The following is a 24,897-nucleotide window of genomic DNA, read 5'->3' as shown; positions in this document are numbered from 1 at the left end:
ATGCGCATCGTGATCGCGGACGACGCCGTCTTGCTCCGGGAGGGGCTGGTGCGGCTGCTGACCGAGAGCGGGCACCAGGTGGTGGCCGCCGTCGGGGACGGTGACGCGCTGGTCGAGGCGGTGGTGGAGCACCGGCCGGACGTGTCGATCGTCGACGTCCGGATGCCGCCGTCGCACACCGACGAGGGGCTGCGGGCCGCGGTGGAGGCGCGTCGGCTGGTGCCGCGTACGCCGATCCTGGTGCTCTCCCAGTACGTCGAGGTCTCGTACGCCGATGATCTGCTGGCCACCACCGGCGGCGCCGGCGGTGGCATCGGCTACCTGCTCAAGGACCGGGTGGCCGCGATCGACGAGTTCCTGGACGCGCTGCGTCGGGTGGCCGGCGGCGGCACGGTGCTCGACCCGGACGTGGTCGGCCAGCTCTTCGCCCGACGCCGCCGCGACGACCCGCTGCGCGAGTTGACCCCGCGCGAGCGGGAGGTGCTCGCCCTGATGGCCGAGGGCCGGTCGAACACGGCCATCGCCCGCGCCCTGGTGGTCAGCGACGGCGCGGTGGAGAAGCACGTGCGCAACATCTTCACCAAGCTCACGCTCCCGCCGGACACCGAGCAGCACCGGCGGGTGCTGGCCGTCCTCACCTACCTGCGGAACTGACCTCCCGGGCGGCCAGGGCCACCGCGTCGGTGAGGGTGTCGGCGACCGGGTGGCCGGAGGCGCGCAGCCGGGCCGGGTCGGTGAAGCCGCCGGTGTAGAGCACCGCCCGGCCGCCCACCGCGAGGGCCGCGTCCGCGTCGTCGATGGAGTCGCCGATCAGCACCACCGCGCTGCCGTCCACGCCCAGCTCGGCCAGGTGCCGCCGGAGCGACTCGGCCTTGCGGTCGCCGCCGACCGTGGCCCGCAGGCCGTCGACGCGGGTGAAGTGGCCGGTCAGCCCGTAGGTGTGCACGGTGGGCACCAGCTCCTCGTGGAACCACATGGACAGCAGGCTCTGGCTGCCCTCCCAGGCGGCCATCGCGGACTGCGCGTCGGCAGCCAGCTCGCAGGTCGTCAGGCCGCTGCGGTACGCGTCGTGGAAGATCCGGTCGAGGCGGCCGAACGCGTCGTCGTCGACGGCCTGACCGAGCACCTCGGCGTAGTAGTCGGCGATCGGCCGGCGGAACCGCGTCCGGTGCTCGTCGAGGGTGACCGTCGGCCCGCCCACGCTGGCGAACGCGGCGTTGGTGGCGGCCACCACCAGGCTGAGGTCGTTGAGCAGGGTGCCGTTCCAGTCCCAGACCAGGTGGGGTTGCGCAGGGGTCATCAGAGCACCATAGGCACCGCTCAGAGCTGCGGGGTGGTCAGGTCCCGCAGCAGCCGCTCCTCCTCCACCCGCCAGTAGCCGTGCTCCTTGCCGTCGAGCAGCACCACCGGCAGGCGGTCGCCGTACTCCCGTTCCAGCTCCTCGTCGCCGGTGACGTCCCACTCGACCCACTTGTCGCCGGTCACCGCGACCACCCGGTCGAGCGCCACCTTGGCGTCGTCGCACAGGTGGCAGCCGGGTCGGGTGATCAGGGCGAGTCGGGCGTCAGTGGCCATCGGTTACCTCCGTGCGGTCGGTCGGCGTCGCCGACCGGAGCTGGGTCTTGCGTACCTTGCCGATCGCCGAGTGCGGCAGGGCGTCGACGAACTCGACAGCGGTGGGGCACTTGAACCGGGCCAGGTTGCGTGCGCAGTGGGCGAGCAGCTCCTCGCTGGTCACCGGTCGGCCCTGCACCGGCACCACGTACGCCCGCACAGTCTCGCCGGTCCGCGGGTGCGGCACACCCAGTACCGCCGACTCGACCACCCCGGGGTGCCCGGCGAGCACCAGCTCGACCTCGTGGGGATACACGTTGAACCCGTTGACCAGGATCAACTCCCCGAGCCGGTCGACCAGGAAGAGGTCACCGTCCTCGTCGGCGTACGCGATGTCACCGGTGCCCCACCAGCCGTCGTCGTCCGGGCCGTCGCGGCCGTCGGGCCAGTAGCCGCCGAAGAGGTTGCGCCCGCGAACGACGATCTGCCCCGGGTCGGTGCCCGGGGCGACATCGGAGATGTCCAGCTCGTCCGGGTCGTCGTCGGGGACCGCCTGGCCGTCGCGCCACAGGTCCTCCCCGGTCGGGCCGACCAGGCGCAGCTCCACGCCGGGCAGCGGCCGGCCGATCGAGCCGGGCTTGACCACCGGACCGACCAGGGTGGAGGTGAGCACCGGCGCGGTCTCGGTGAGGCCGTACCCGACGTGCACCTGATGACCGGTGGCCTCGGTGAAGCGCGCCGCGACCGCGGGATCCAGCGGCGCCGCGCCGCACACCGCCACGCGCACCGACACGGTCGCCGCGCGGACCGCGTCGGCGTCGGCCCAGGCCAGGAAGATCGACGGTACGCCGACCAGCACGCTGACCCGGTGCCTGGCGATCTCGGCGAGCCCCGCCGTAGGCCCCGGCTCGTCGAGCAGCACGCCGGTGGCCCCGTGGTGGACGACGGCGCCGAGCACCGAGTTGAGCCCGTACGCGTGGAACAGCGGCAACGCCAGGAGAACGGTGTCCGTCGGCCCGACGACCGGCGGCTCGATCTCCGCGACCTGTTCGTGGTTGGCCAGCAGCGCACGGTGCGAGAGCATCGCGCCCTTCGGACGGCCCTCGGTGCCGGACGTGTAGAGCAGTACGGCCAGGTCGTCGCCGCCTCGGCGCGGACGGGGGCGCGGATCGGGCGCGTCGGCGGTCGGCGGCGTGTCGTGCACGGCGGTGAGCGCGGGCAGGTCGGCGGCCACCTCGGCGACCAGGCGGCGGACCCGCTCGGTGCCGATGAGCACCGACGCGCCGGAGTCGGCCAGTACGTGCCGCAGCTCCGGGGCGGTGAAGCCGGGGTTGACCGGGACCGCGACCAGGCCGGCTCGCAGTGCGCCGAGCCAGCCGATCACGAAGTCGGGGGTGTTGTGCAGCCCGATCGCGACCCGCGGCGGCGGGCCACCCGGGTCGGTGGGTGGCACGGCGGCGGCGAGGCCGTGCGCGGCGGCGGTCACGGCGGCGTCCAGTTCGGACCAGGTGACGCGCCCCTCCCGCCAGTACAGCGCGGGCCGGTCACCGTGGTCGAGAGCCGCCCGATGGACCCGGTCGGCGAGGTTCGGCGCGGGGTCTGCCGAGAAGTCCTGCACGGTGGTCGAGTCTGGCACAGCGGCGGTCGACAGGCCACGCCCGACGGTCGGGCCGCCAGGGCTGCCCGGCGTCCCGTCAATGGGACAGTCGCGGTGTCGTCGACACTCCGATCGAGTCCGGCCGATGGGACGGGTGGTGGGCCGGCCGACGCTTCGTCCCGGCCCACGCGGCGGCCGGCCGGGACGGCGCGGCCGATCGGCCAAACTGCCCCCGACCTGGGGATCCATCCAGGACCACCGGCCCGGGTCAAAGTCAAACGCACACGACGGACAACCGGTCCGCCACCGGTGCGACACAGCGGGAAATACTTCCGCCCTGTGTAACGGACTTGCCACGCGCGGGTGACGTTGGCCCTATTATCACTCGGGTCGGCTCACCCCATTTGCCGTGAGTCGACACCCCTCAGCCCGAGGAGGCCCCCGTGCCTGTGAGCGCATTGGACCAGCACCTCAAGGGGAACTGCCGCCCGTCGGCACACCCCGGAACCGTCCTGCCCGACCGGTTGCCCGGTCGGTCCGCACCGACGACCCGTAAACCAGCCCGGCCGGCCACCAACGGGACGGGGGCCGCGCGGTGACCACCTTCGGATACGCGGAACGCCCGGTCGGCCTGACTGGCCAGACGACCCGCTCCCCGGTCAACGAACGACCGGCGGCCCGCGCGCCGCTGGGCGACCCGCACGCCGCGATGCGTGGCGACAACGCCGCCCAGCGGACCCGCAACCGCCCACACACCAACGAGCCACCACCGAGACCGGCGGTCCCGGGTGGCAACGCGATGCCGACCGGTGGCCGTGTCGCCGCACCGGCCCGACCGACCATGCCCTCCCAGGGCCGTCGGGTCGGCGACGCGCCGACGGCGGCCACCGATCCGACGGCGGGCGAGACGGCGGTGATCCCGGCGGTCCCGGCCGCCACTCCGACCACCCCGACCACCCCGACCGGCTTCCCCAGCCGCCCGGACCCGTCCGACCCGGCCACCGAGGTCTGGACGCTTGTCGAGCGGGCGCAGGCTGGCGAGTCCGAGGCGTTCGGCCTCATCTACGACCGGTACGTCGACACCGTCTTCCGGTTCGTCTACTTCCGGGTCGGCAACCGCCAACTCGCCGAGGACCTCACCTCGGACACGTTCCTGCGCGCTCTCAAGCGGATCGGCAGCTTCACCTGGCAGGGCCGCGACCTCGGCGCCTGGCTGGTGACGATCGCCCGCAACCTGGTCGCGGACCACTTCAAGTCCGGCCGGTACCGGCTGGAGGTCACCACCGGCGACGTGCTCGACGCCGACCGCGAGGACCGGGGCCCGGAGGGCAGCCCGGAAGCCGCGGTGGTCGAACACATCACCAACGTCGCCCTGCTCACCGCCGTCAAGCAGCTCAACCCGGAGCAGCAGGAGTGCATCGTGCTCCGGTTCCTCCAGGGCTTCTCGGTCGCCGAGACAGCCCGCGCGATGGGCAAGAACGAGGGTGCCATCAAGGCCCTGCAGTACCGGGCCGTTCGCGCCCTGGCACGGCTTCTGCCCGACGGCTTCCAGCCGTGATTCTCGGCGGCGGGGCCGACGAGCGTCGATCAATGTCTCGGCAGCTCAGGCCCGGTCGCACCCGGTGACGGCGATCACTTTCTGTGATTTCCGCCCCGCCAGGCCCGTAACCCGTGCCCGGTCCGCCGCGTTTCTCCGGGTGCGACCGGTGGTTGTCCCGGCAGGCCCGGGGCACCGAGGTCCGACCGGCACGCCGGACGGCACCTCACCTCCGTGGTGTCACACCGCCGCCCGGTCGCTGGCAATTATGGCGGCCGACCGGCCGTGACCAGCGAGAGGAGGTGCCTGCGGTGGACGACATCCTCTTCTCCCGCCGGCGCGCCGAGCGCTTCGCGCAGCTTCTCGACGAGGCCAACGGCGGCCGGCGGCACCACGTGCGGTCCCGGGTGGACAGCCAACTGGCCCCGCTCGTCGCAGTGGGTCAGCGGCTCAGCGTCGATCCCCCCACGGCCGAGGTGGACCCCGAGTTCCGCACCGGCCTGCGAGCGATGCTGCTCGCCACCGCCGAGCGCGAGGGAATGGGCACCCCACCGGCGACGGCCGAGCCGGCTGCCCCGCGGGCCGCGGCCACGAGCCGCGGCTCTCTGCTACCCGCGGTCACCGCCCGGCGGGCCCGCGCCCGGGGCGCGATCCTGGTCGGCATCGCCGCCGGCGCCATCGCCGTCTCCGGGATCTCCGCCGCCAGCGAGAACGCCGTTCCCGGCGACGCGCTGTACGGCATGAAGCGTTCCACCGAGCGGGCCCAGCTCGCCCTGGCCAGCTCGGACGTCAGCCGCGGCCAGCTGTTCCTGGACTTCGCCCGGACCAGGCTCGGCGAAGCAGCCGAACTGCGCGGCGACCGCATCGGCTACAGCGCCGTCCTCGACGACATGGACGCCGACACCCGGCAGGGTATCCGCCTGCTCACCGCCGCCGCCGTGCAGCGGGCCGAGCCGGCCAGCCTGGACACCGTCAACACGTTCGTCGCCAGCCAGCGCCGGGCGGTGACCAACCTGCTCGACGGCGCCAGCCGGGCCGACCGCGAACGGACCCGGAGGTCGCTGGCCCTGCTGGACAGCATCCGTGAGCGCTCGGACTCGGTACGCGCGGCGATCGCCTGCGGCCTGCCGGCACCGACCGGCAGCGACGCGCTCGGACCCACCCCGACCACCTGCCCCGGCGAGCGCTGACCCGCCAGCCCCGGGACCGCCATACCGCACGTCTGACCGGCCGGGCCACAGTTCCCTGTGGTCCGGCCGGTCGACCGTGCGCTCCGGCTACCCTCGCTGGAGGCATCCGTCGTACCTGGTCAGGAGAGGAGTCGCGTGGCGCGCAGCCGCAAGGTGACGGTCAGCACCGACGCTCACGGTCACACCGCCGGGTGGGCGGAGACCGCGCTGGCGCCGGTGACCCCACCCGCACCGGACCCGGCCGCCGCGGCGTTCTTCGACGTCGACAACACGATGATGCAGGGCGCGTCGATCTACTGGTTCGCCCGCGGGCTCGCCGCCCGGAACTACTTCACGACCGCCGACCTGGCCCGCTTCGCCTGGCAGCAGCTCCGGTTCCGGCTGCTCGCCCGCGAGCACGCCGGGGACATGTCCCAGGCGAAGGACGCCGCGCTCGCCTTCGTCGAGGGGTGGCGGGTGGACGACGTCGAACGCCTCTCGGAGGAGATCTTCGACGAGCTGATGGCCCCTCGGATCTGGGCCGGCACCCGGCAGCTCGCCCAGCGCCACCTGGACGCCGGTCAGCGCGTGTGGCTGGTCAGCGCCGCCCCGGTGGAGATCGGCCGGGTGATCGCCACCCGACTTGGCCTGACCGGCGCGATCGGCACGGTGGCCGAGGTGCGGGCCGGGGCGTACACCGGGCGGTTGGTGGGCGACCTCATGCACGGGCCGGCGAAGGCCGAGGCGGTCACCCAGCTCGCCGCCGTGGAAGGGCTGGACCTGAGCCGCTGCGCGGCCTACAGCGACTCGGCCAACGACCTGCCGCTGCTCCGCTCGGTGGGCCGTGCGGTGGCGGTCAACCCGGACGGCACCCTGCTGCGGCAGGCCCGGCAGTACGGCTGGGAGGTGCGGGACTTCCGCACCGGCCGTCGGGCCGTCAAGATCGCCGTACCGTCGACGGCGGCGGCCGGTCTGGTCGCCGGCGCGGTCACCGCCGGCCTGGCGTTGCAGCGCCGCCGCCGCGCCGGCTGACCGTCGGGCCTACGGCCCGAAGGGGTCGGGTCGCCGTTCCAGCAGCGAGTGCAGGGTCTGCTGGATGGTCTCCCGCACCTGGTCGGCGAGGTTGAAGACCACCAGCGGGTCGTCCGCCGAGTCGGTCAGGTGCGCGGTGGGGATCGGCGGGCAGAACTCGATCAGCCATTTGCTGGGCAACGGCACCATGCCCAGCGGCCCGAGCCAGGGGAAGGTCGGCGTGACCGGGAAATACGGAAGCTTGAGCAGCCGAGCCAGGGGCTTGATGTCGGCGAGCATCGGGTAGATCTCCTCGCCGCCGACGATGGCGACCGGAACGATCGGCGTGCCGGTGCGCAGCGCCGCCGAGACGAAGCCGCCCCGACCGAACCGTTGCAGCTTGTACCGGTCGGCGTAGAGCTTGCCGACGCCCTTGAACCCCTCGGGGAACACACCGACCAGGTCACCACCGCCGAGCAGCCGCTCGGCGTCCGGGTTGCAGGCCACCGTGCCACCGGTCTTGCGGGCGATCTCCGACACCACCGGCATCCGGAAGACCAGGTCGGCGCCGAGCAGGCGCAGGTAGCGGTGAGCGGGGTGCTTGTCGTGCAACGCCGCCGAGAGGATCAGCGCGTCCAGGGCGACGGTGCCGGAGTGGTTGCCGACCACCAGCGCGGGCCCGTCGACGGGGACGTGCTCGACCCCGCTGACCTCGGTACGGAACCAGTCCCGATAGAGCAGCCGCAGCAGCGGGTGGAAGACCGCGTCGGTCAGGTCCGGGTCGAACCCGAACTCGTCGACCTCGTAGTCACCGGCCAGCCGTCGGCGCAGGAACGCCAGCCCGTTCGCGACCCGGCGGTCCCACTGGTCGCCGGGCCGATCCGGCACCGCCGGACCGGTGCCGCCCGCCCCGCCCGCGGTGGGCGGGACGCCCCCGCTCGCCGGTTCGTCGGTCGTCGTGTCGACCTCGTCGGCGGCCGGGTCGCCGCCCGCCACCGCCGGCTCGTCGGTCGCGGTGTCGACCTCGTCGCGCGGCGTCCCGGCCGGCGTGAGCCTGCTCGCCGGTCGGTGGCCGTTGCGCCGCGCCGGCTCCGCGTCCGGCACGGGTGGCCCCGGCGGTACGTCGAACGGCCCCATGCCCGCCGGCTCGCGCCCCTGCGTCGGCCCGGTCATGACGCCACCTCGGTTCGCGACCGCGGGGCTCGCCCAACCGGCGCACGCCGCGCGCTCATGACGACCGCTCCCGCACCGCGGCACGGACCTGCCGGATGCCGTCCAGGACCAACTGCTCGGCGGCGGCCAACTGACCCCGGCTGAGCACCACCCCACCGTTGTGGGCGCGGATGAAGTCGTCGAACGCGGCGGCGGTGGAGCGGGGTGTGAAGCCGTACTCCTGTTCAAGGCGCGTGGTGTCGACGACCCGCCCGTGCACGAAAAGATCGACCTGGTCCAGGCCGTAGCGGCCGAACCCCATGGTGCGGGCCAGCGCCGCGGCGCCCGAGAGACCCGGCTCCAGCACCGGCACGGCCACCCGACCGGCCCGCCGGATCGCCTGGGACAGCGACAGCACCCCCGGACCGGCGACGTTGTAGGTGCCGGGGTGATCCTCCACGATCGACCGGTGCAGCACCTCCAACGCGTCGTCGAAGTGCAGGAACTGCAACCGGGGATCGCGGCCGAAGACGGTCGGCACGAACGGCTGCGCGAAGTAGCGCGTCAACGTCGTGTCGGCGGTCGAACCGATGAACGGAGCGAAACGCAGCACCGTCGCGGTCACGTCGGCCCGGCGGCGGCGGAAGCCGCGAACGTACCCCTCGACGTCGAGGATGTCGCGGCCGAAACCGCCGCGCGGCACCTCGCGCGGCTCGGTCTCCTCGGTGAACACCGCCGGATCGCGGAACGACACCCCGTACGCGGCGGTCGACGAGCGGACCACGAGCTTGCGCAGACGGGGCGCCCGTTGGCAGGCGGCGAGCAGTTGCATGGTGCCGATGACGTTCTGGTCCTTCATGGCCGACCGGCCGCCGTGCTGCTGGTCGGGGGCGCTGACCAACGCGAGGTGCACCACCGCGTCGACCTCCAGGTCGGCGAGGAGCCCGACGAGCGACCCCGGGTCGACGCGAATCCGCTCGACCCGGTCCAGCAGATCGGTGAACTCGGCGCCCGGCTCCGGCGCGTCCACGCCGATGACCCGCTCGATGCGGGGGTCGGCGGCCAGCCGGGCAGCCACGTGCGCGCCCAGGTACCGACCGACCCCGGTGACGACGACGACCCCCGGAGCACCTGAGGTGCTTCCGGGGGTCATCTGACGCACCTACGCCGACAGGAGGGATCGAGCCGGGACGACCACGGCCTGATCACCTGAGCCTCCGGGGGTCGACAGTTTGGCAAGTGAGGCCTTATGCCGGGCTCAGCGCCCGGCGACGATCACTTGCCGAGACGGCGACGCTGGACGCGGGTCTTGCGCAGCAGCTTGCGGTGCTTCTTCTTAGCCATGCGCTTACGGCGCTTCTTGACCACCGAGCCCATACGACAGCCTTTCGATACAACGTGCGGGGCGGACCGGATGACACCACGCAGGTGGCGACGGCGACCGCATGCGGACAACGGACCGGACCGGTCTGGGCGGCAGGGCGCACCGGTGGGGTCTCGGTCGGGCTCCAGGGTAGCCGGAGAGCGTCAGCAGGACCAACGCGCCCCCGTCCATGCCGCCTACGTGGCACTCGATCGGCGGACCGGTGGCTCAGGCGGTTTCCTGAAACGCGCCCCGCAGGTATTCGTGCACCGCGTGCTCGGGCACCCGGAACGACCGCCCCACCCGGACGGCGGTGAGCTCACCGCTGTGCACGAGGCGATAGACAGTCATCTTTGACACCCGCATGACCGTCGCCACCTCCGCGACGGTCAGGAACTTGACCTCCGACAGCCGTCCATCGGACTGCGACCCGGCCATGGCTCACCGACCCATCCCATGCCCGGCGCGTGCCAACCCGACGGATGCTCCGGGCCGGGCGGCGACGCGCGTGTTACCAGTACGGTAGCGGGGCGGCTGTGACCGGCGCGATCCCTTCGTACAACTGATCATGCCCAGATCGTCGGTTCACCCGATCCGCGCTCCCGCTATCCCCCCGCCTGCGCCGGTCGTCCGATTGGCCCGGCCCGATCTCACTCGGCGCGCAGCGCCACCACCGGGTCGAGCCGGCCGGCGCGCTGCGCGGGAACCACCCCGAAGACGATCCCCACCGCCGCCGACACACCGAAGGCCAGCGCCAACGACCACCAGGTGATCGCCGCCGGGATCGGTGACAACGCGTCCACCAGCAGGGCGGTGCCCACGCCCAGCGCCATCCCGGTCAACCCGCCGATCGTGGTGAGCAGCACCGCCTCCAGCAGGAACTGCACGCCGATGTCACGGGGCCGCGCGCCGACGGCCTTGCGCAGCCCGATCTCCCGGGTCCGTTCCCGGACGCTGACCAGCATGATGTTGGAGACGCCGACGCCGCCGACGAGCAGCGAGATGCCGGCGATGGCGGCGAGCACGCCGGTGAGGACACCGAGGATGTCGCCGAGCACACCGAGGATCTGCTGCTGCGTGACCGCGCTGAACTCGGTGTCCGGGTGGCGGCGGTTCAGCTCGGCGACGATGCGCTCGCCCAGCTCGTCGATGCGCTCCCGGTCGGGCGCCTTCACCGCGATGCCGTCCACCCGCTGGGTGCCCCACAGGCGCTGCGCCGCGGTGACCGGCACGTGCACCTCGTCGTCCCGGTCGACGCCGAGGCTCTGCCCGAGGGGCGCGAAGACGCCGATGACCCGGAACCGCACCCCGGCGAGGGTCACCTGCTGACCCAGGGGATCTCGGTCGGGGAACAACGCGCGGGCCACCGAGTCACCGAGGACCGCTACCCGCCGGCTGGTGTCGACGTCCGTGCCGGTGAGGTAGCGGCCCCGGGCCAGCGACCGGGTGAACACCGTCGGGGTGGTCTCCAGCACGCCCTGGACAGTGGTGAAGTCGGAGCGGGCGCCGGCCCGTGCGGTCGCCCCGGAGGCGACGGTGACCGCGACCCGATCGGGATCGCCGACGACCCGGGAGACCGCGTCCACGTCCTTGAGCGTCAACGGCGACACGACCGGCGCGGTGCCCACCTCGATCTTGCCGGGGACGACCAGCAGCAGGTTGGAGCCGAGCCCTTCGACCTGCTGCTCCACCTTCTGCTTGGTGCCGGTGCCGATGGCGACCAGCAGCACCACCGAGGCCACCCCGATGATCACGCCGAGCATGGTGAGCGAGCTGCGCAGCCGGTTGGCCCGGAGCGCGTCCAGCGCGACCCGCCACGCCTCGGCGACCCTCACGCCGCACCGTCCTCGGGCTCGCGCGGAAGGCGCCCGGTGGCTCCGGCGGCGCCACCAGAGCCACCGGACGGGTGCCCCGGGCCGCTTCCGGACACGGACCGGGGCTCCGCGCTGGGAGCGGGGACCAGTGTCTCAGGTCGACCGTGATCGACGGACAGCGGTCGATCATGAGGTGCGGTGGCGCTGTCCGCCACCACCACACCGTCGCGCATGGTGATCCGGCGGGCGGCCCGAGCCGCCACCTCCTGGTCGTGGGTGACCATCACCAGCGCCACCCCGGATTCCGCGTTCAACCGCTCCAGCAGCTCCAGGACCGCCGCGCCGGTGACGCTGTCGAGGTTGCCCGTCGGCTCGTCGGCCAGCAGGACCGTCGGCTCGGTGACCAGGGCGCGGGCGATGGCGACGCGCTGCTGCTCGCCACCGGACATCTGGTTGGGCCGGTGGTCCAGCCGGTGCCCGAGACCCACCCGGCCCAGCATCGCCGCCGCCCGCTCCCGGCGCTGCCGGGCCGACACACCCCGATAGACCAGGGGCAACGCCACGTTCTCCACCGCCGACGTACGCGGCAGCAGGTGGAACGCCTGGAAGACGAACCCGATCGTCTCGTTGCGCAGGGCGGCCATCTCCGGCGGGGAGAGGGCGTTGACGTCCCGCCCGCCGATCACCAACCGGCCACCGGTCGGTCGGTCGAGCCCGCCCAACAGGTGCATGAGCGTGGACTTGCCCGAGCCGGACGGCCCCACCAGCGCCACGTAGTCACCGGGCTGCACGGTCAGCGACACCCCGCGCAGCGCCTCCACCGACACCCCGTCAAGGTGGTACGTCCGCGACACGTCCACCGCCTCGATGGCCGGCGGGGTGTCGGTCACCGGACCTCCTGGCCGTCGCGCACCTGGTCGGTGCCGCGCACCACGACCCGGTCGCCGGCCTGGACCCCGTTGAGGATCTGCACCAGGTCGGCCCCCTGGACGCCCACGGTCACCGGCGCCCGGTCGGCCTTGCCGTCGCGGACCACCCAGACCGCGTCCCGGCCGTCGGCGGAGAACACCGCCGAGGCGGGGACGGTCACCGCGTCGGCGGCCTCGCGTACGCGCAGGTGCACGATCGCGTTCATGCCGGGGCGGGGCGTCGGGGCCGGCGCGTCCTCGGCCAGCTTCCCGGGACCCAGCGTGAGGCGTACCCGATAGGTGACGCCGCCCTGCGCGGAGCTGGTGGGGAGCACGTCGACCGAGCGGACCGTGGCGTCGTAGCTGGCGCCGGTGACGGCGTCCAACTCGACTGTGGCGCCGACCCCGGCCTTGACCAGCAGCACGTCGGTCTCGTCCACCTCGGCGAGCAGCCCCAACTGCCCGGTGTCCACCACGGTCAGCACGGGCGTGCCGGCGGTGACCTGACCGCCGACCGCGACGGCGTCGTCGACCCCGGCGGGCGGCCCGCCCTGGGCGGGGGCCAGCGCGGACGGGTCGAGCCCGGCCCCACCGGCCTGCTCCAACAGCCCGGCCAGTCCGCCGTTGGCACCGCTGCCGGCCCGGGTGCCGCCGGGCTGCACCACCCCGGCGACCGGGGCACGCAGGGTCAGCGCGTCGACTGTCGCCTTCGCCAGGTCGTACGCCTGCTGAGCCTGGAGCCGCTGCGCCGCGGAGAGCGAGCCGACGGCGGAGTTCAGCCCGCTGATCCCCCGCTGCACCGCGCGGACCGCCGCGTCGGCGCTGCGCGCGGCGGCGGCGTACTGCCGCTGGGCGGACGTCACCTGGGTCAGCAGCGCGTCGCGCAGTTGCGGGTCGGCGATCTTCTCGGCGGCCTCGCGGGCGGCGTCGAACGCCTCCTCGGCCGCCTTGTCGGTGCCCCGCCGGCTGCTGCTCAGGTTGCCGGTGGAGACACCCCGGCCGGCGCGCTTGGCGGCGTCCAGCGCCTCCTTCGCCTGGCGCAGCCGCGCCTGGGCCGACGGGGACGCGACCACCGCGAGCACCTGGCCACGCTTCACCCGCTGTCCAGGTTGGACGCGCAGGCTGGCCAGGGTGCCGTCGGCGGGCGCGGTCAGGGTGGCGGCGGCGCGGGCCGTCACCGTCGCCGGGGCGTCGATCACCTCGCTGACCGGGTTGCGGGCGGCCGAGGCGAGCGCGACCGGCGGCTGGTCGTCGCCGCACGAGGCGGCGGTGGTGGCGGTGAGGACGGCGACGGCGGTCAGGGCGATGAGCAGGCGGGGCCGCGTGGCGCTTGCGGGCCGCGGCAACTGGGGGCGGCGCACCCATCGATCGTACGGCGCACCGTCGCGCCGACCGTCAGGCGGAGGTCGCGCGGACGTACGCCACGCACTCGTCGTGCAACGTCGACCACTGCTCGCCGAACGCCTGCTCGGCGGCGGCGTCGGGGGTCTTGCGCTCGTGCACCACGGCCTTGAAGAAGGTCAGCAGCCGCTCCGGCCCGAACCGGTCGACGAGGTGCCGGACGGCGAGGTAGCCGACGCCGTAGCTGCCGCCGACCCGCTCGGCGGGGGCGTCGTCGGCGGGCGTGACGCCCTCCAGCCGGCCGTCCCAACCGCCCCGGACCAGCTTGCGCACCTCCGCGAGCCCCTCGTACCGGTCGACCGGCTGACCGCCCGAGCCGGCGAACTCGGCAAGCCCTTCGACGAGCCACCAGGTCGTCTTGCCCGGGTAACCGCGCTCCGGCAGCGAGGCGGCGTGGGTCAGCTCGTGCCGGAGCAGGTCGTCGGTGCTGCTGCTGGACAGCCCGTCGGCGTTGAGCACCACCTCGTGGTGGCCGCCGCCCACGGTCACCGCGTAGCCGCCGGTCCACTGTGGGCGTCCGCCGCCGTACCAGCGCTGCCACTCCGTCCGACCGGCGTAGAAGATCCGGTAGCGGTCCGGCGGCGAGCCGGTCACGGCGTACGTGTCGGCGACGGCGGCGGCCGCCTCCGCCTGGGTCAGCAGGCCGGGCAGCTTGCCGCGCAGCGCCGGCGTGGTGGCGACGATGGTCCGCGCGCCGACCGCCACGGTCAGCTCGCTGATCTCCCACGGTCGGGTGCCGGTCTCGGCGGACTTGGACTCCTCCAGGGCGACCAGTCGCGGCTGGTCGCCGTTCTCCCGCCAGCGGGTGCCGATCAGCACCGGGCTCGGTCGGCAGCCGGGCGCCACGAAGCAGTACTGGAAGCGCACCAGCAGCCGCCACTCGCCCGGCCTGCCGACGACCGGTACGGGCAGGCCGCTCGGCTCGGCCCGCCACACCGTCACCTTCAGGGCGCGCAGCGCGGCGAAACGACGGCGCAGGTCGGGATGCGCGGCGGGGTCCGCGACGGCGAGGAAGGCGGGCCGGTCGCCGCCGAGCAGCGCCGTGGACTGCCGCTGGAGCTGCGCGGTCATCCGGTCGGACAGAGCACGGGCGACGGCGGTGGCCGGGTCGTCGGTCGCGGTGGCGCCGGCCCGGCTGACCGTGGCCCGGCCGCCGGCCTCGCGTACCGCACCGACGACCAACGCCGCCGGAAGGCCGCAGCCCAGCAGCAGGACCACCACGACGAGCACGGTCCACAGCGGCCAGAGCCGCCGCGGTGCTGGCTGCTGCACCCCGTCAGTCACCCGCCGAAGGGTACGACCAAAGACCGGATCGGGCGAGGCCGACCCGGCCGATCGGACCGGGTCAGGCTCCGCGAGCCGGCCAGGAGCGGAATGCCACGTCCAGGCCGGCGACCAACTGGTGGTACGAGCGGTCGACCTCGCGCGGCAGGCCGAAGCCACCGGCGGCCTCCAGGGCGACGAACCCGTGCAGGGCACTGCGCAACGCCCGGGTCGCGTCCACCGCGTCGTCGCCGGTGAGTCCGTAGCCGCGCAGCACCGCGAAGATGGCGCCGACCGCGCGTTCGCCCGCCTCGACGTGTTCCGGGTCGGACGGGTCGGGCACCCGCTGGGTGGCGGGGTAGCGCCCGGGGTGCCGGTGGGCGTAGGCGCGGTAGGCGTCCGCCATCGCCCGCAGCGCGTCCCCACCCGAACGGCCGGCGGCCGCCGTGGTCAGCTCTGTGGCCAGCTCGACGGTGGCCAGCGCGGCGAGCTTCTGACTCAGCGCGTCCGCCCCTCGGATGTGCTTGTAGAGGCTGGGCAGCGCGACTCCGAGCCGGCTGGCGAGCGCGGCGAGGGTGAGCTGCTGGTAGCCGACCTCGTCGGCCAGCCGGGCGGCCTCCCGCACCACGGTCTGCTGGTTGAGCCCGGCCCTAGGCACCGGCACACACCGCCAGGAAACCCACCAGCTCGTCGGCGGTGGCCCGCGGCCGGTCGGCGTGCGGGTAGTGCCCGGCCTCCTCGATCATCCGGGCCTCGGCGACGCGGAAGAGCCGGCGGGCCGCCCGCGCCTCGGCGCCCGGGTCGGGGAAGTCCGGGTCCTTGGCGCCCATCAGCACCAGCACCGGTTGGCGCACCTGCGGCGCGCGGGCGGTCCAGTGCGGCTCGACCGGCGCGATCACACCGCGGGTCGCGGCCATCCGGCCGGGTTCGCGCAGGTTGGCCACCATCGACCGGCGGTACGCCGCGTCGTCGGCCGGCCGGTGCACGGGAAAGAGCGTGTTGTGGAACATCCCGAACAGTCGGGGACTGCGCAGCACGGCCGCCATCGCCGCCCGCAGCAGCGGGTTGAGTTTCGGCTGACCGACGAACGCGCCGATCTGCACGATGCCGGAGACCAGCTCGGGCGCGTCGGTCGCGGCGAAGACCACCGCCGCGGCGGCGGACGAGCTGCCGACCAGCACGGCCGGCCCGGCGTCGAGGTCACGGACGACGGCCAGCAGGTCGGCGCCGACCTCCGCCGGGGCGTACGTGGGCCAGCCGACGCTGGACTCCCCGTGCCCGCGTACGTCGACCGAGGCGACCCGGTAACCGGCGGCCACGAGCAGCGGCACCAGGTGTCGGAAGCTCGCCCTGTTCTCGCCCATGCCGTGCGCGAGGACGACCAGTGGGCCGTCGCCGTGCACCTCGTACGCGATGTGTCCGCCGTCCCGCCGCACCTGGCTAACTGTCATAGCTTTAAGCTAACCCAATTAGCCAAGCGCGTCAAGCGGCGACTACTTCTTGGAGATCAGGGCGCGGCCGAAGAAGACCAGGTTCGCCGGGCGCTCGGCGAGCCGACGCATCAGGTAGCCGTACCACTCGTCGCCGTACGGGACGTAGGTGCGCACCGTGTAGCCCTCGCCGGCCAGCCGGGCCTGCTCCTCGGGACGGATGCCGTAGAGCATCTGGAACTCGAAGCGCTCCGGCCCCCGGTCGAACCAGCGGGCCCGGTCCTCGCCGACCGCGATCATCCGCGGATCGTGGGTCGCCAGCATCGGGTAACCGTCACCGGACATCAGGATGTTCATGCAGCGGACGTAGGACTTGTCCACCTCGCGGGCCGACTGGTACGCCACCGACTCCGGCTCCCGGTACGCGCCCTTGCACAGACGCACCCGCGACCCGGCGGAGGACAGCTCCCGGCAGTCCGACTCGGTGCGCCGCAGGTACGCCTGGAGCACCGCGCCGGTCGACGGAAAGTCCTTGCGCAGCTTGGCCAGCACCTCCAGCGTCGAGTCGGTGGTGGTGTGGTCCTCCATGTCCAGGGTGACCGTGGTGCCCGCGGCGTCGGCGGCCGCGCAGATCGCCCGCACGTTGTCGTACGCCAACTGCTCGTCGAACATCTGGCCGAGCGCGGAGAGCTTCACGCTCACCTCGGCGGCCGGGGTGAGCCCGGCCCCGGAGAGCATCGACAGCAGCTTCAGATACTCGTCCCGGGTGGCCGTGGCCTGCTCGGGGGTGACGGTGTCCTCGCCCAGGTGGTCGAGGGTGACGGCCAGACCGTCGTCGACGAGCCCGCGGGTCGCGCGCAACGCGTCGTCGGTGGTGGCGCCGGCGACGAACCGGCGAACGACGTCCCGGGTGTACGGGGCGGTCGCGACGAGCCGCTCGACCTGGGATGACCGGGAGGCGGCGAGGATGACGGAACGGAGCATGAGCCGAGCGTATCGCCCCTGCCAGGACCCCCGCCGAGGGGCGGCCGGGGCTGCGGTGCTGGCGTCGATCGACTACAACGATGCCGTGGACCAACGCCCCCGCCGCCGGCTCCGGTCGGCCTCCGTGCAGCTCGGCGCGCTCACCGCTCTCGCGCTCGCCCTCTCCGGCTGCAACATGACCTCGGACGACGACGATGACGACTGCGCCCTCGGGCCGGTCGGCGGCGGTGACACGGTCGCGCTGGCGATGCGGGTCCCCGCGCCTGTCGCGGGGCGGACCGCCGGGGAGCCGACCACCGCCGCCCTGCCCGAGCGCGGCGGGTTCGGCACCCACCTCGCCTCCTGCGGCGGCTGACGTGCGCCGTGAGTCCGTGCCGCCCCGGCCCGACTGGGACGCCACCATCCGCGCGCAGGGGCTGGTCTACGTCGACACCGAACTGCCCGACGGCGGGATCATGTCGTACTGGGACGAGACCGCCGCGTACGCCTTCGACCTCGACGAGGTGCTGCGGCTGGAGGAGGCCACGGAGGAGCTGCACCGGATGTCGGTGGCCGCCGCCGAGCACGTGGTGGCGCAGCGCCGGTACGCCGAGTTCGGCATCCCCGCCTGGGCGGCCGACGCGGTGGCCCGGTCGCTGCGCGAGGCGCCACCCACCCTCTACGGGCGCTTCGACCTGGCGTACGACGGCACCTGGCCGCCGAAGATGCTGGAGTACAACGCGGACACGCCGACGGCGCTGGTCGAGGCGAGCATCATCCAGTGGTACTGGCTGGAGCAGACCCGCCCCGAGCTGGACCAGTGGAACAGCCTGCACGAGCGGCTGGTCGGCGCCTGGGCCAAGATCGGCGCCGGGCTGCACGACCCCCGGGTGCACGTGCTCTGGTCGAACGAGGAGGAGTCGGGCGAGGACCACATGACCGCCGGCTACCTCGCCGAGACCGCCCGACAGGCCGGCCTCGACGTCGAGCTGCAACCCATCCAGGAGATCGGCTGGGACGGCCGGCGCTTCGTCGACGCCGCCGACCGCCCGGTGACCACCTGCTTCAAGCTCTACCCGTGGGAGTGGATGCTGGCCGAGCCGTACGGGCCGCCCGCGCTGGCCCCGGGCACCCCGACGACCTGGATCGAACCGGCGTGGAAGTTGCTGCTGTCCAACAAGGCGCTGCTCGCGATCCTCTGGGAGCTCTACCCCGACCACGAATACCTGCTCCCGGCGTACCTCGACTCGCCGCGCGGCATGCCCGAGTACGTGGCCAAGCCGCTGCTCGGCCGGGAGGGCGGCTCGGTACGCATCGTGACCGCCGAGCAGGAGATCACCAACCCGGGGATCTACGGCGACGAGGGCTGGTGCTACCAGGAGTTCCGGGCGCTGCCGCAGTTCGCCGGCAACCGGGTGGTGCTGGGCAGCTGGATCGTCGACGGCGAGTCGGCCGGGGTGGGGGTTCGGGAGAGCGCGAGTCTGATCACCGACGGCTACGCGCGGTTCCTGCCGCACTACATCGACGCGCCGCGCACCCCGTGAGTCGTCTACCGTTGGGGGCGTGAACTTCGACGCGTACGCCCGGACCGGCGTTGACCTGGTCAACGCCCGCCTGGACGACCTCGACGACCTGCGGGCCCTCTTCCCCGACGACAACGCCTGGATGCGCGACGAGGTCGCCGATCGCGACGTCGCGATTTTCCGGCGGGCGCAGAAGCGGCTCCGCGACGTCTTCGAGTACGGCACCTCGGGGCGCGACGCCCAGGCGGTGACCGAGCTGAACGCGCTGCTCGAGGCGTTCCCGGTCCAGCCGCGCATCTCCGGGCACGACTCCAGCGACTGGCACATGCACGTGACCAGCCGGGGCGCGTCGGTCAGCGCCGAATACCTGGCCGGCGCGGTCTGGGGGCTGTCGGTCTGGCTCTGCGAGTACGGCAGCGCCCGCTTCGGGGTCTGCGCCGACGAGCGGTGCGGCAACGTCTACCTGGACACGTCGTCCAACTGCTGCCGGCGGTTCTGCTCCGAGCGCTGCGCCACCCGCTCGCACGTGGCGGCACACCGGGCCCGCAAGCGGGCCGCCATCGGGGAGCAGCTGCCGGTCGCCCCGCAGCCGACCTCGACCACCGAATCACTGACCCCGGTCAGCTGACGCCGGGCCCCGCCGGGGTCAGACGTCGACCGGTGACTGGGCGGGCAGGTGCTGGCGGGCGAACTCCAGCGCGGCGCGCAGGTCCGCCTCGCGCACCGCGCGACTCTTCGCGCCCCGGGTCGCCACCTCGACGGCCACCGCGCCGGTGAAGCCCCGCGCCGCCAGCGAGGAGAGCAGCTCCCCGCAGGGCTGGGTGCCGCGCCCGGGCACCAGATGCTCGTCGCGACCCTCGCCGGTGCCGTCGCCGAGGTGCACGTGGGCCAGGCCCGCGCCCATCCGGTCGGCCATTTCGAGGGGGTCGCTGTGCGAGGCCGCGCAGTGCGACAGATCCAGGGTGTACGACGGGTAGCCGCTGTCGGTGGGATCCCACCCGGGGACGTACGGGACGAACTGCCGGCCCGCCATCCGCACCGGGTACATGTTCTCCACCGCGAAGCGCAGGCCGTTGAACCGGTCCGCGACCGTGGCCAAGCCCTCGGCGAAGTTGCGCGCGTAGTCCCGCTGCCAGGAGAACGGCGGGTGCACCACGACCGTCGGCGCTCCCAGCGTCTCGGCCAGCTCGGCGGCCCTGCGCAGCCGCTCCCACGGGTCGGGGCTCCACACCCGCTGCGTGACCAGCAGGCAGGGCGCGTGCACCGACAGCACCGGCACGCCGTAGTGCGCCGACAGGCCGCGCAGCGCGCCCGCGTCCTGGCTGACCACGTCGGTCCAGACCATCACCTCGACGCCGTCGTAGCCGAGCGCCGCGGCCAGTTGGAACGCCGCCGCGGTCGGCTCGGGGAAGACCGACGAGCTGGACAGGAGCACCGGAACGCGGGAAGTCACATCAGCCAGCGTAGCTTGGCTGTCGTGGGGCCATCAGGACGAGCACTGGCAAACCACTCGTAACCCGGCACCCTGCTCAGATCGGCTCGAGTTGATCGAGTCGGCGGAGGATGACCCCCTCCCGCAGGGCCCACGGGCAGATGTCCAGCGTGTCCAGGTCGAGCCTGCGCATCACCGCCTCGGCGACCACCGCGCCCGCCAGCAACTGGTGGGCCCGGCCCGCGCTGACCCCCTCCAGCTCCACCAACTGGCTGGGCGGAATGTGCCGGATGAAGCCGATGACCTGCCGCAGACCTTCACGGGTCAGGCTGCGCCGCGCCCAGAGACCGGCCCCGGACGGCGCCGCGCCGGCCAGTCGCGCCAGGGTGCGGAACGTCTTCGAGGTGGCCACCGCCCGACCCCAGCCCACCTCGGTCAACTGGTCGACCACCTTGTCCAGCCGGCCGTCCACGTACTCCCGCAGTTTGTCGACGGCCTCGGCGGACGGCGGCGTCGCGCTGTCCGGGTCGACCCGCAGCCGCTCCCGGCTCAGGCGGCCGGCGCCGAGCGGCAGCGAGATCGCGACGTCCGGGTCCTCGTCGATCCCGGCGGCGATCTCCAGGGAGCCACCACCGATGTCGAGCACCAGCAGACGCCCCGCCGACCAGCCGAACCAGCGCCGCACCGCCAGGAAGGTCATCCGTGCCTCGTCCGCGCCGGAGAGCACCTCCAGGCGTACGCCGGTCTCGTCGCGGACCCGGGCGAGCACGTCGGCCGCGTTGGTGGCGTCGCGGACGGCGGACGTGGCGAACGCGATCAGGTCGTCGGCCTCCAGCCCGGTGGCCGCCGCCTTGGCCATGCCGACCGCCTTGACCAGGCTGTCCGAGCCGGCCTCGGTCAACGCGCCGTCCGGGCCGATCTGCTCGGCGAGACGCAGGACGACCTTCTCCGAGTGCGCCGGCCAGGGGTGCGCGCCATGGTGCGCGTCGACCACCAGCAGGTGCACCGTGTTGGATCCGACGTCGAGGACACCCAGTCGCATGGTGAAGACACTAGGTGCAACACGTTCGTGCGGCTCGTCGGCCCGGGGACGTCACCGCGCGTACGCTGGTCCGAGTGACGATGGAGCTCCGCGTGCTGGTGGACGATCCGGGCGACCCGCGCAGCCGCGAGGTGCCGCTGGACTTTCCCCGGGAGTGGATCGAGTTCGCCGACCCGGCGGACGAGACCCACCTGATCCGGGCCGACCTGACCTGGCTGCTGTCCCGCTGGACCTGCATCTTCGGCCGGGGTTGCCACGGCATCATCGCCGGCCGGTCCGCCGACGGCTGCTGCTCGCACGGGGCGTTCTTCACCGACTCGGACGACGAGAAGCGTGTCCGCAAGGCCGTCAAGCTGCTCACCCCGTCGACCTGGCAGCACTTCCGGCGCGGTTTCAAGAACTGGACCGACGAGGACACGATCGACGGCAAGAACCCCGCACGCCGCACCGCGACCCAGGACCCCGACGGGCCGTGCGTCTTCCTCAATGACGCCGACTTCGCTGGCGGGGGAGGCTGCGCGCTGCACGCCCAGGCGCTGCGCGACGGGGTGCACCCGCTGGAATACAAGCCGGACGTCTGCTGGCAGCTGCCGATCCGGCGGGACCAGGACTGGGTCAAGCGACCCGACAACACCAAGGTGCTGGTCTCCACGCTGTCCGAGTTCGACCGGCGCGGCTGGGGCGCCGGCGGGCACGATCTGGACTGGTGGTGCACCTCCTCGACGGACGCCCACGTGGGCGCCGAGCCGATGTACCTGTCGTACGGGCCGGAGCTGACCGCGCTGATCGGCGCCGCCGCGTACGAGCGACTTGCCGAGCTGTGCGCGGCCCGGGTGAAGCAGGGCCTGGTCGCCCCGCACCCCGCCGACGATCTCTAGCTGATCTTGGTAGCAAACTTGCTACCATTTCCCCATGGCAATGACGCTCCGCCTCGATGACGAACGTGAACGGCAACTCCGCCTCGTCGCGGACGAGGAGGCGCGGTCGATGCACGCCGTCGTCGTCACCGCGATCGATGACTACCTGGCACGGCGAAACGCCAAGGAGTTCGGCGACCTGGCCGACGAGATCATTGAACGCCACGCCACCCTGCTCGCTCGCCTGGCGGAGTGATGACGGACATCCGCTATCCCATGCTCGCCGACGTGGCCGCCATCGCCCGCAAGCTCGGTGTCGGGATCAGGGACGCCGGCCTGGTGGAGTCGGCGGTGGCTCGACCGAAGACGAGTGTGTTCGGAGAGGATGCCTACCCGGACCTCTGGACCAAGGCGGCGGCACTGCTGCACTCGCTGGTCAACAACCACCCGTTCGTGGACGGCAACAAGCGGATCGGCTGGATCGTGACGATCGCCTTCCTGCTCCAGAACCGCGCCTTCACCGTCGCCCAACTTGACGAGACCGACCAGGACATCGCGTACGACCTGGTCATCAGCGTGGCGGAGAGCCGTCTGACCGAGGTGGCCGACATCGCGGTGGCGCTGCGCAAGCTGTTCTGAGCTGCGCGCCCGGTCAGCGCAACGCCGCATCGACGAGCGTGCGGGCGCTGCGCCGGGCCGCGTCGGCGATCACCGGGTCGCCGTCCAGCACGCCGCTGGCCAGCCCGCCGTCGAGCAGCAGGGTGAGCTGCCGGGCGAGCAGCTCCGGGTCGGCCGCGCCGGCCTGCCGGGCCAGCTCCGTCACCCAGGCCCGGACCACGGTCTTGTGCTCGACCGTCCGGGCGTGCACCGGGCCGCCGGCCGGTGACTCGGCGGCCGTGTTGATGAACGCGCAACCGTGGTAGCCGTCCCGCCGGCAGGCGCCGGCGAGCGCGTCGAACATCCCGACCAACTGGTCGCGCGGCTCGTCGCCGGCATCCCGGGCGGCGGCGCGCAACGCACCGAACCACGCCTGGTCGACCCGGTCGAGGTACGCCAGCACCAGGTCGTCCTTACGCGGGAAGTGCTTGTAGAGCGTCGCCTTGGCCACGCCCGACTCGGCGATGACCGTGTCCACCCCCACGCCGCGCGGTCCGTGGGCGTAGAAGAGCCGGAACGCGGTCTCCAGGATCCGGTCCCGGGCCGAGCCGGCCGGCGTGCGGTGGGCAGGCATCGACACTCCCTCGACGTGCTGGTGGCGGGCCGATTCTACAGACAGCTCCGTCTGCGGCCGCGAGCCGTCGTCTGCGCAGCTCGGGCGGACGATGCCCCATCTCCGGGGCAGCTCGACAGGACGCGGTAGGCAAACCGCTGCCCACGGCCCGCACTCCCCGAGGGACAGCAGTAGACAGACCTGTCTGTTAGCCTGCGGACAGTCGGCGCGAGGCCACCGCGCCCGAGTGGAGGATCGATCCACATGCGCATCGCAGTTCTCGGCACCGGCTCGGTCGGCAGGACCATCAGCGCCCGCGCGGCGGAGTTGGGCCACCAGGTCACCATCGGCACCCGGGACGTCGCGACCACCCTGGCCGGCGATTACGCCGCCTGGACCGCGGAGCACCCCGAGGTGGGCCTGGCAACCCAGGCGGACGCGGCCGCGGACGCCGAGCTGGTGGTCAACGCCACCAGTGGCAGCGGCTCCCTGCCGGCGCTCACCGCGGCCGGCGCGGCGAACCTGGCCGGCAAGGTCCTGCTCGACATCGCCAACCCGCTCGACTTCAGCGCAGGCTTTCCACCCACCCTGACGGTGCAGGACACCGACTCCCTCGCCGAGCAGATCCAGCGGGAGTTCCCGCAGGCCAGGGTGGTCAAGTCACTCAACACGCTGACCGCCGAGCTGATGGTGCGTCCGCGCCAGCTCGCCGACGGCGCGCACAGCGTGTTCGTCTCCGGCGACGACGCGGAGGCCAAGCGGATTGTCACCGGGCTGCTCGTCAGCTTCGGCCACACCGACGTGATCGACCTCGGTGACCTCTCCACCGCCCGGGGCACCGAGATGCTGATGCCGCTCTGGTTGCGGCTCTACGGCCGGCTCGACACCGCCAACTTCAACCTCAAGGTCGTCCGCTGACCGGACCCGGACAGCCCGAAGGGGGCCCACGCCGAGCGTGGACCCCCTTCGGGTCGGCCGATCACGGCTCGAACTTGTATCCCAGGCCCCGCACCGTGACGATGAAGCGGGGTGCCGACGGCTCCGGCTCGATCTTGGAGCGCAGCCGCTTGACGTGCACGTCAAGCGTCTTGGTGTCGCCGACGTAGTCGGCGCCCCACACCCGGTCGATGAGCTGACCGCGGGTCAGCACCCGGCCCGCGTTGCGCAGCAGCAGCTCCAGCAGCTCGAACTCCTTGAGCGGCAGCTGCACGGCCCCACCCTCGACGGTCACCACGTGCCGCTCGATGTCCATCCGGACCGGGCCGGCGGCCAGCGTCGGGGCACCCGCCTCGGCCACCTCCGGGCTCTGCCGGCGCAGCACCGCGCGGATCCGCGCGACCAGCTCCCGGGGAGAGTACGGCTTGGTGACGTAGTCGTCGGCGCCGATCTCCAGGCCGACCACCTTGTCGATCTCGCTGTCCCGCGCGGTGACCATGATGATCGGCACGGCCGAGCGCTGCCGGAGCTGCCGGCACACCTCGGTTCCCGACATCTCGGGCAACATCAGGTCGAGCAGCACGATGTCGGCGCCGGTTCGGTCGAACTCGGTGAGGGCGTCGGTGCCGGTCGCGGCGACCGAGACCTCGAAGCCCTCCTTACGGAGCATGTACGACAGGGCGTCGGAGAACGACTCCTCGTCCTCGACCACCAGAACGCGGCTCAACGGGGATT

29 protein-coding genes are annotated in these 24,897 nt (G+C 73.0%); 11 read left to right on the top strand and 18 right to left on the bottom strand.

Annotated features, from left to right (window positions below):
- Entirely contained in the window at nucleotides 1-654 is a 654-nt protein-coding gene (locus ABZU53_RS07555; RefSeq protein WP_354854500.1) for a response regulator transcription factor, read from the top strand.
- On the opposite strand, the gene ABZU53_RS07550 is transcribed toward ABZU53_RS07555, so the two are convergent.
- The 3 genes from ABZU53_RS07550 to ABZU53_RS07540 are packed head-to-tail and all read right to left on the bottom strand — an operon-like array spanning nucleotide 635 to nucleotide 3,190.
- The gene (locus ABZU53_RS07550; RefSeq protein ID WP_354854501.1) at nucleotides 635-1,300 is read right to left on the bottom strand and encodes an HAD hydrolase-like protein; all 666 of its coding nucleotides are present in this window, start codon (nucleotides 1,298-1,300) and stop codon (nucleotides 635-637) included. The genes ABZU53_RS07555 and ABZU53_RS07550 overlap by 20 nt on opposite strands.
- A gap of 20 nt (nucleotides 1,301-1,320) precedes the next feature.
- The gene (locus ABZU53_RS07545; RefSeq protein WP_354854503.1) at nucleotides 1,321-1,575 is read right to left on the bottom strand and encodes a glutaredoxin family protein; all 255 of its coding nucleotides are present in this window, start codon (nucleotides 1,573-1,575) and stop codon (nucleotides 1,321-1,323) included.
- Nucleotides 1,565-3,190, bottom strand: coding sequence for an AMP-binding protein (locus ABZU53_RS07540; RefSeq protein ID WP_355064528.1), 1,626 nt, complete (start codon nucleotides 3,188-3,190; stop codon nucleotides 1,565-1,567). Before ABZU53_RS07540 ends, ABZU53_RS07545 begins: the two co-directional genes overlap by 11 nt.
- A gap of 556 nt (nucleotides 3,191-3,746) precedes the next feature.
- Here ABZU53_RS07540 and ABZU53_RS07535 point away from each other — a divergent pair.
- The 3 genes from ABZU53_RS07535 to ABZU53_RS07525 all read left to right on the top strand — a co-directional run bounded on the left by ABZU53_RS07535 (nucleotide 3,747) and on the right by ABZU53_RS07525 (nucleotide 6,889).
- The gene (locus tag ABZU53_RS07535; RefSeq protein WP_354854506.1) at nucleotides 3,747-4,709 is read left to right on the top strand and encodes an ECF subfamily RNA polymerase sigma factor, BldN family; all 963 of its coding nucleotides are present in this window, start codon (nucleotides 3,747-3,749) and stop codon (nucleotides 4,707-4,709) included.
- 281 nt (nucleotides 4,710-4,990) lie between these two features.
- Nucleotides 4,991-5,878, top strand: coding sequence for a DUF5667 domain-containing protein (locus ABZU53_RS07530; RefSeq protein ID WP_354854508.1), 888 nt, complete (start codon nucleotides 4,991-4,993; stop codon nucleotides 5,876-5,878).
- Nucleotides 5,879-6,013: 135 nt separating this feature from the next.
- Nucleotides 6,014-6,889, top strand: coding sequence for an HAD-IB family hydrolase (locus ABZU53_RS07525; protein WP_355064527.1), 876 nt, complete (start codon nucleotides 6,014-6,016; stop codon nucleotides 6,887-6,889).
- 9 nt (nucleotides 6,890-6,898) lie between these two features.
- Here ABZU53_RS07525 and ABZU53_RS07520 read toward each other — a convergent pair whose 3' ends face one another.
- From ABZU53_RS07520 to ABZU53_RS07470, 11 genes are all read right to left on the bottom strand, one after another.
- A complete protein-coding gene (locus ABZU53_RS07520) occupies nucleotides 6,899-7,756 on the bottom strand; it encodes a lysophospholipid acyltransferase family protein (protein ID WP_355064585.1) in 858 nt (285 codons plus the stop codon).
- Between the two features lie 340 nt (nucleotides 7,757-8,096).
- Entirely contained in the window at nucleotides 8,097-9,173 is a 1,077-nt protein-coding gene (locus tag ABZU53_RS07515) for an NAD-dependent epimerase/dehydratase family protein (protein WP_354854512.1), read from the bottom strand.
- A 122-nt stretch (nucleotides 9,174-9,295) separates the two neighbouring features.
- A complete protein-coding gene (locus tag ABZU53_RS07510; protein ID WP_007465623.1) occupies nucleotides 9,296-9,397 on the bottom strand; it encodes an AURKAIP1/COX24 domain-containing protein in 102 nt (33 codons plus the stop codon).
- Between the two features lie 214 nt (nucleotides 9,398-9,611).
- On the bottom strand, nucleotides 9,612-9,821 hold the full coding sequence (locus ABZU53_RS07505; protein WP_007465625.1) for a helix-turn-helix domain-containing protein: 210 nt from the start codon (nucleotides 9,819-9,821) through the stop codon (nucleotides 9,612-9,614).
- 212 nt (nucleotides 9,822-10,033) lie between these two features.
- Nucleotides 10,034-11,218: an ABC transporter permease gene (locus ABZU53_RS07500; RefSeq protein ID WP_354854513.1), complete on the bottom strand. Its 1,185-nt coding sequence runs from the start codon at nucleotides 11,216-11,218 to the stop codon at nucleotides 10,034-10,036.
- The gene (locus ABZU53_RS07495) at nucleotides 11,215-12,087 is read right to left on the bottom strand and encodes an ABC transporter ATP-binding protein (RefSeq protein WP_354854514.1); all 873 of its coding nucleotides are present in this window, start codon (nucleotides 12,085-12,087) and stop codon (nucleotides 11,215-11,217) included. Before ABZU53_RS07495 ends, ABZU53_RS07500 begins: the two co-directional genes overlap by 4 nt.
- On the bottom strand, nucleotides 12,084-13,466 hold the full coding sequence (locus tag ABZU53_RS07490) for an efflux RND transporter periplasmic adaptor subunit (protein WP_355064525.1): 1,383 nt from the start codon (nucleotides 13,464-13,466) through the stop codon (nucleotides 12,084-12,086). The genes ABZU53_RS07495 and ABZU53_RS07490 overlap by 4 nt, the downstream gene beginning before the upstream one ends.
- Before the next feature lie 34 nt (nucleotides 13,467-13,500).
- Entirely contained in the window at nucleotides 13,501-14,790 is a 1,290-nt protein-coding gene (locus ABZU53_RS07485) for a hypothetical protein (protein ID WP_354854516.1), read from the bottom strand.
- A gap of 61 nt (nucleotides 14,791-14,851) precedes the next feature.
- On the bottom strand, nucleotides 14,852-15,427 hold the full coding sequence (locus ABZU53_RS07480; protein ID WP_355064523.1) for a WHG domain-containing protein: 576 nt from the start codon (nucleotides 15,425-15,427) through the stop codon (nucleotides 14,852-14,854).
- A complete protein-coding gene (locus ABZU53_RS07475; RefSeq protein WP_355064521.1) occupies nucleotides 15,420-16,220 on the bottom strand; it encodes an alpha/beta hydrolase in 801 nt (266 codons plus the stop codon). The genes ABZU53_RS07480 and ABZU53_RS07475 overlap by 8 nt, the downstream gene beginning before the upstream one ends.
- 42 nt (nucleotides 16,221-16,262) lie before the next feature.
- Nucleotides 16,263-17,183 carry a proline dehydrogenase family protein gene (locus ABZU53_RS07470; protein WP_355064519.1) on the bottom strand — a complete coding sequence of 307 codons (921 nt, stop codon included), beginning with the start codon at nucleotides 17,181-17,183 and terminating at the stop codon, nucleotides 16,263-16,265.
- Here ABZU53_RS07470 and ABZU53_RS07465 point away from each other — a divergent pair.
- The 3 genes from ABZU53_RS07465 to ABZU53_RS07455 are packed head-to-tail and all read left to right on the top strand — an operon-like array spanning nucleotide 17,182 to nucleotide 19,313.
- Entirely contained in the window at nucleotides 17,182-17,538 is a 357-nt protein-coding gene (locus tag ABZU53_RS07465) for a hypothetical protein (RefSeq protein ID WP_354854523.1), read from the top strand. The two genes, ABZU53_RS07470 and ABZU53_RS07465, sit on opposite strands and share 2 nt — an antisense overlap.
- Before the next feature lies 1 nt (nucleotide 17,539).
- Nucleotides 17,540-18,706 (top strand): glutathionylspermidine synthase family protein, encoded by a 1,167-nt coding sequence (locus tag ABZU53_RS07460; protein WP_354854525.1) that lies wholly within the window; start codon nucleotides 17,540-17,542, stop codon nucleotides 18,704-18,706.
- Nucleotides 18,707-18,725: 19 nt separating this feature from the next.
- Complete coding sequence (locus ABZU53_RS07455) at nucleotides 18,726-19,313, top strand: CGNR zinc finger domain-containing protein (protein ID WP_234582354.1); 588 nt, start codon at nucleotides 18,726-18,728, stop codon at nucleotides 19,311-19,313.
- 18 nt (nucleotides 19,314-19,331) lie between these two features.
- Here the strand turns inward: ABZU53_RS07455 and ABZU53_RS07450 are convergent, their stop codons facing one another.
- Together ABZU53_RS07450 and ABZU53_RS07445 are read right to left on the bottom strand one after the other, a co-directional pair.
- Complete coding sequence (locus ABZU53_RS07450; RefSeq protein WP_354854527.1) at nucleotides 19,332-20,138, bottom strand: sugar phosphate isomerase/epimerase; 807 nt, start codon at nucleotides 20,136-20,138, stop codon at nucleotides 19,332-19,334.
- 76 nt (nucleotides 20,139-20,214) lie between these two features.
- Nucleotides 20,215-21,159, bottom strand: coding sequence for a Ppx/GppA phosphatase family protein (locus tag ABZU53_RS07445; protein ID WP_355064517.1), 945 nt, complete (start codon nucleotides 21,157-21,159; stop codon nucleotides 20,215-20,217).
- Between the two features lie 80 nt (nucleotides 21,160-21,239).
- Between ABZU53_RS07445 and ABZU53_RS07440 the strand changes: the two genes are divergently transcribed.
- Genes ABZU53_RS07440 through ABZU53_RS07430 form a run of 3 tightly spaced genes read left to right on the top strand, consistent with a single transcriptional unit; the run spans nucleotide 21,240 to nucleotide 22,655 of the window.
- A complete protein-coding gene (locus ABZU53_RS07440; protein ID WP_354854569.1) occupies nucleotides 21,240-22,037 on the top strand; it encodes a hypothetical protein in 798 nt (265 codons plus the stop codon).
- A 34-nt stretch (nucleotides 22,038-22,071) separates the two neighbouring features.
- A complete protein-coding gene (locus tag ABZU53_RS07435; protein WP_354854531.1) occupies nucleotides 22,072-22,272 on the top strand; it encodes a hypothetical protein in 201 nt (66 codons plus the stop codon).
- Nucleotides 22,272-22,655, top strand: a complete 384-nt coding sequence (locus ABZU53_RS07430) for a type II toxin-antitoxin system death-on-curing family toxin (protein WP_355064583.1) — start codon at nucleotides 22,272-22,274, stop codon at nucleotides 22,653-22,655. The genes ABZU53_RS07435 and ABZU53_RS07430 overlap by 1 nt, the downstream gene beginning before the upstream one ends.
- A 13-nt stretch (nucleotides 22,656-22,668) precedes the next feature.
- Here ABZU53_RS07430 and ABZU53_RS07425 read toward each other — a convergent pair whose 3' ends face one another.
- Complete coding sequence (locus tag ABZU53_RS07425; protein ID WP_354854535.1) at nucleotides 22,669-23,247, bottom strand: TetR/AcrR family transcriptional regulator; 579 nt, start codon at nucleotides 23,245-23,247, stop codon at nucleotides 22,669-22,671.
- A gap of 243 nt (nucleotides 23,248-23,490) precedes the next feature.
- Here ABZU53_RS07425 and ABZU53_RS07420 point away from each other — a divergent pair, with 243 nt between their 5' ends.
- Entirely contained in the window at nucleotides 23,491-24,144 is a 654-nt protein-coding gene (locus ABZU53_RS07420) for an NAD(P)-binding domain-containing protein (RefSeq protein WP_354854536.1), read from the top strand.
- A 61-nt stretch (nucleotides 24,145-24,205) separates the two neighbouring features.
- Here ABZU53_RS07420 and ABZU53_RS07415 read toward each other — a convergent pair whose 3' ends face one another.
- On the bottom strand, nucleotides 24,206-24,889 hold the full coding sequence (locus ABZU53_RS07415) for a response regulator transcription factor (RefSeq protein ID WP_039906992.1): 684 nt from the start codon (nucleotides 24,887-24,889) through the stop codon (nucleotides 24,206-24,208).
- Between the last annotated feature and the right edge of the window lie 8 nt (nucleotides 24,890-24,897).

This window comes from Micromonospora sp. NPDC005194, from assembly GCF_040608335.1.
GTDB lineage: Bacteria > Actinomycetota > Actinomycetes > Mycobacteriales > Micromonosporaceae > Micromonospora.
This window is presented reverse-complemented; position numbering and strand designations above follow the sequence as displayed.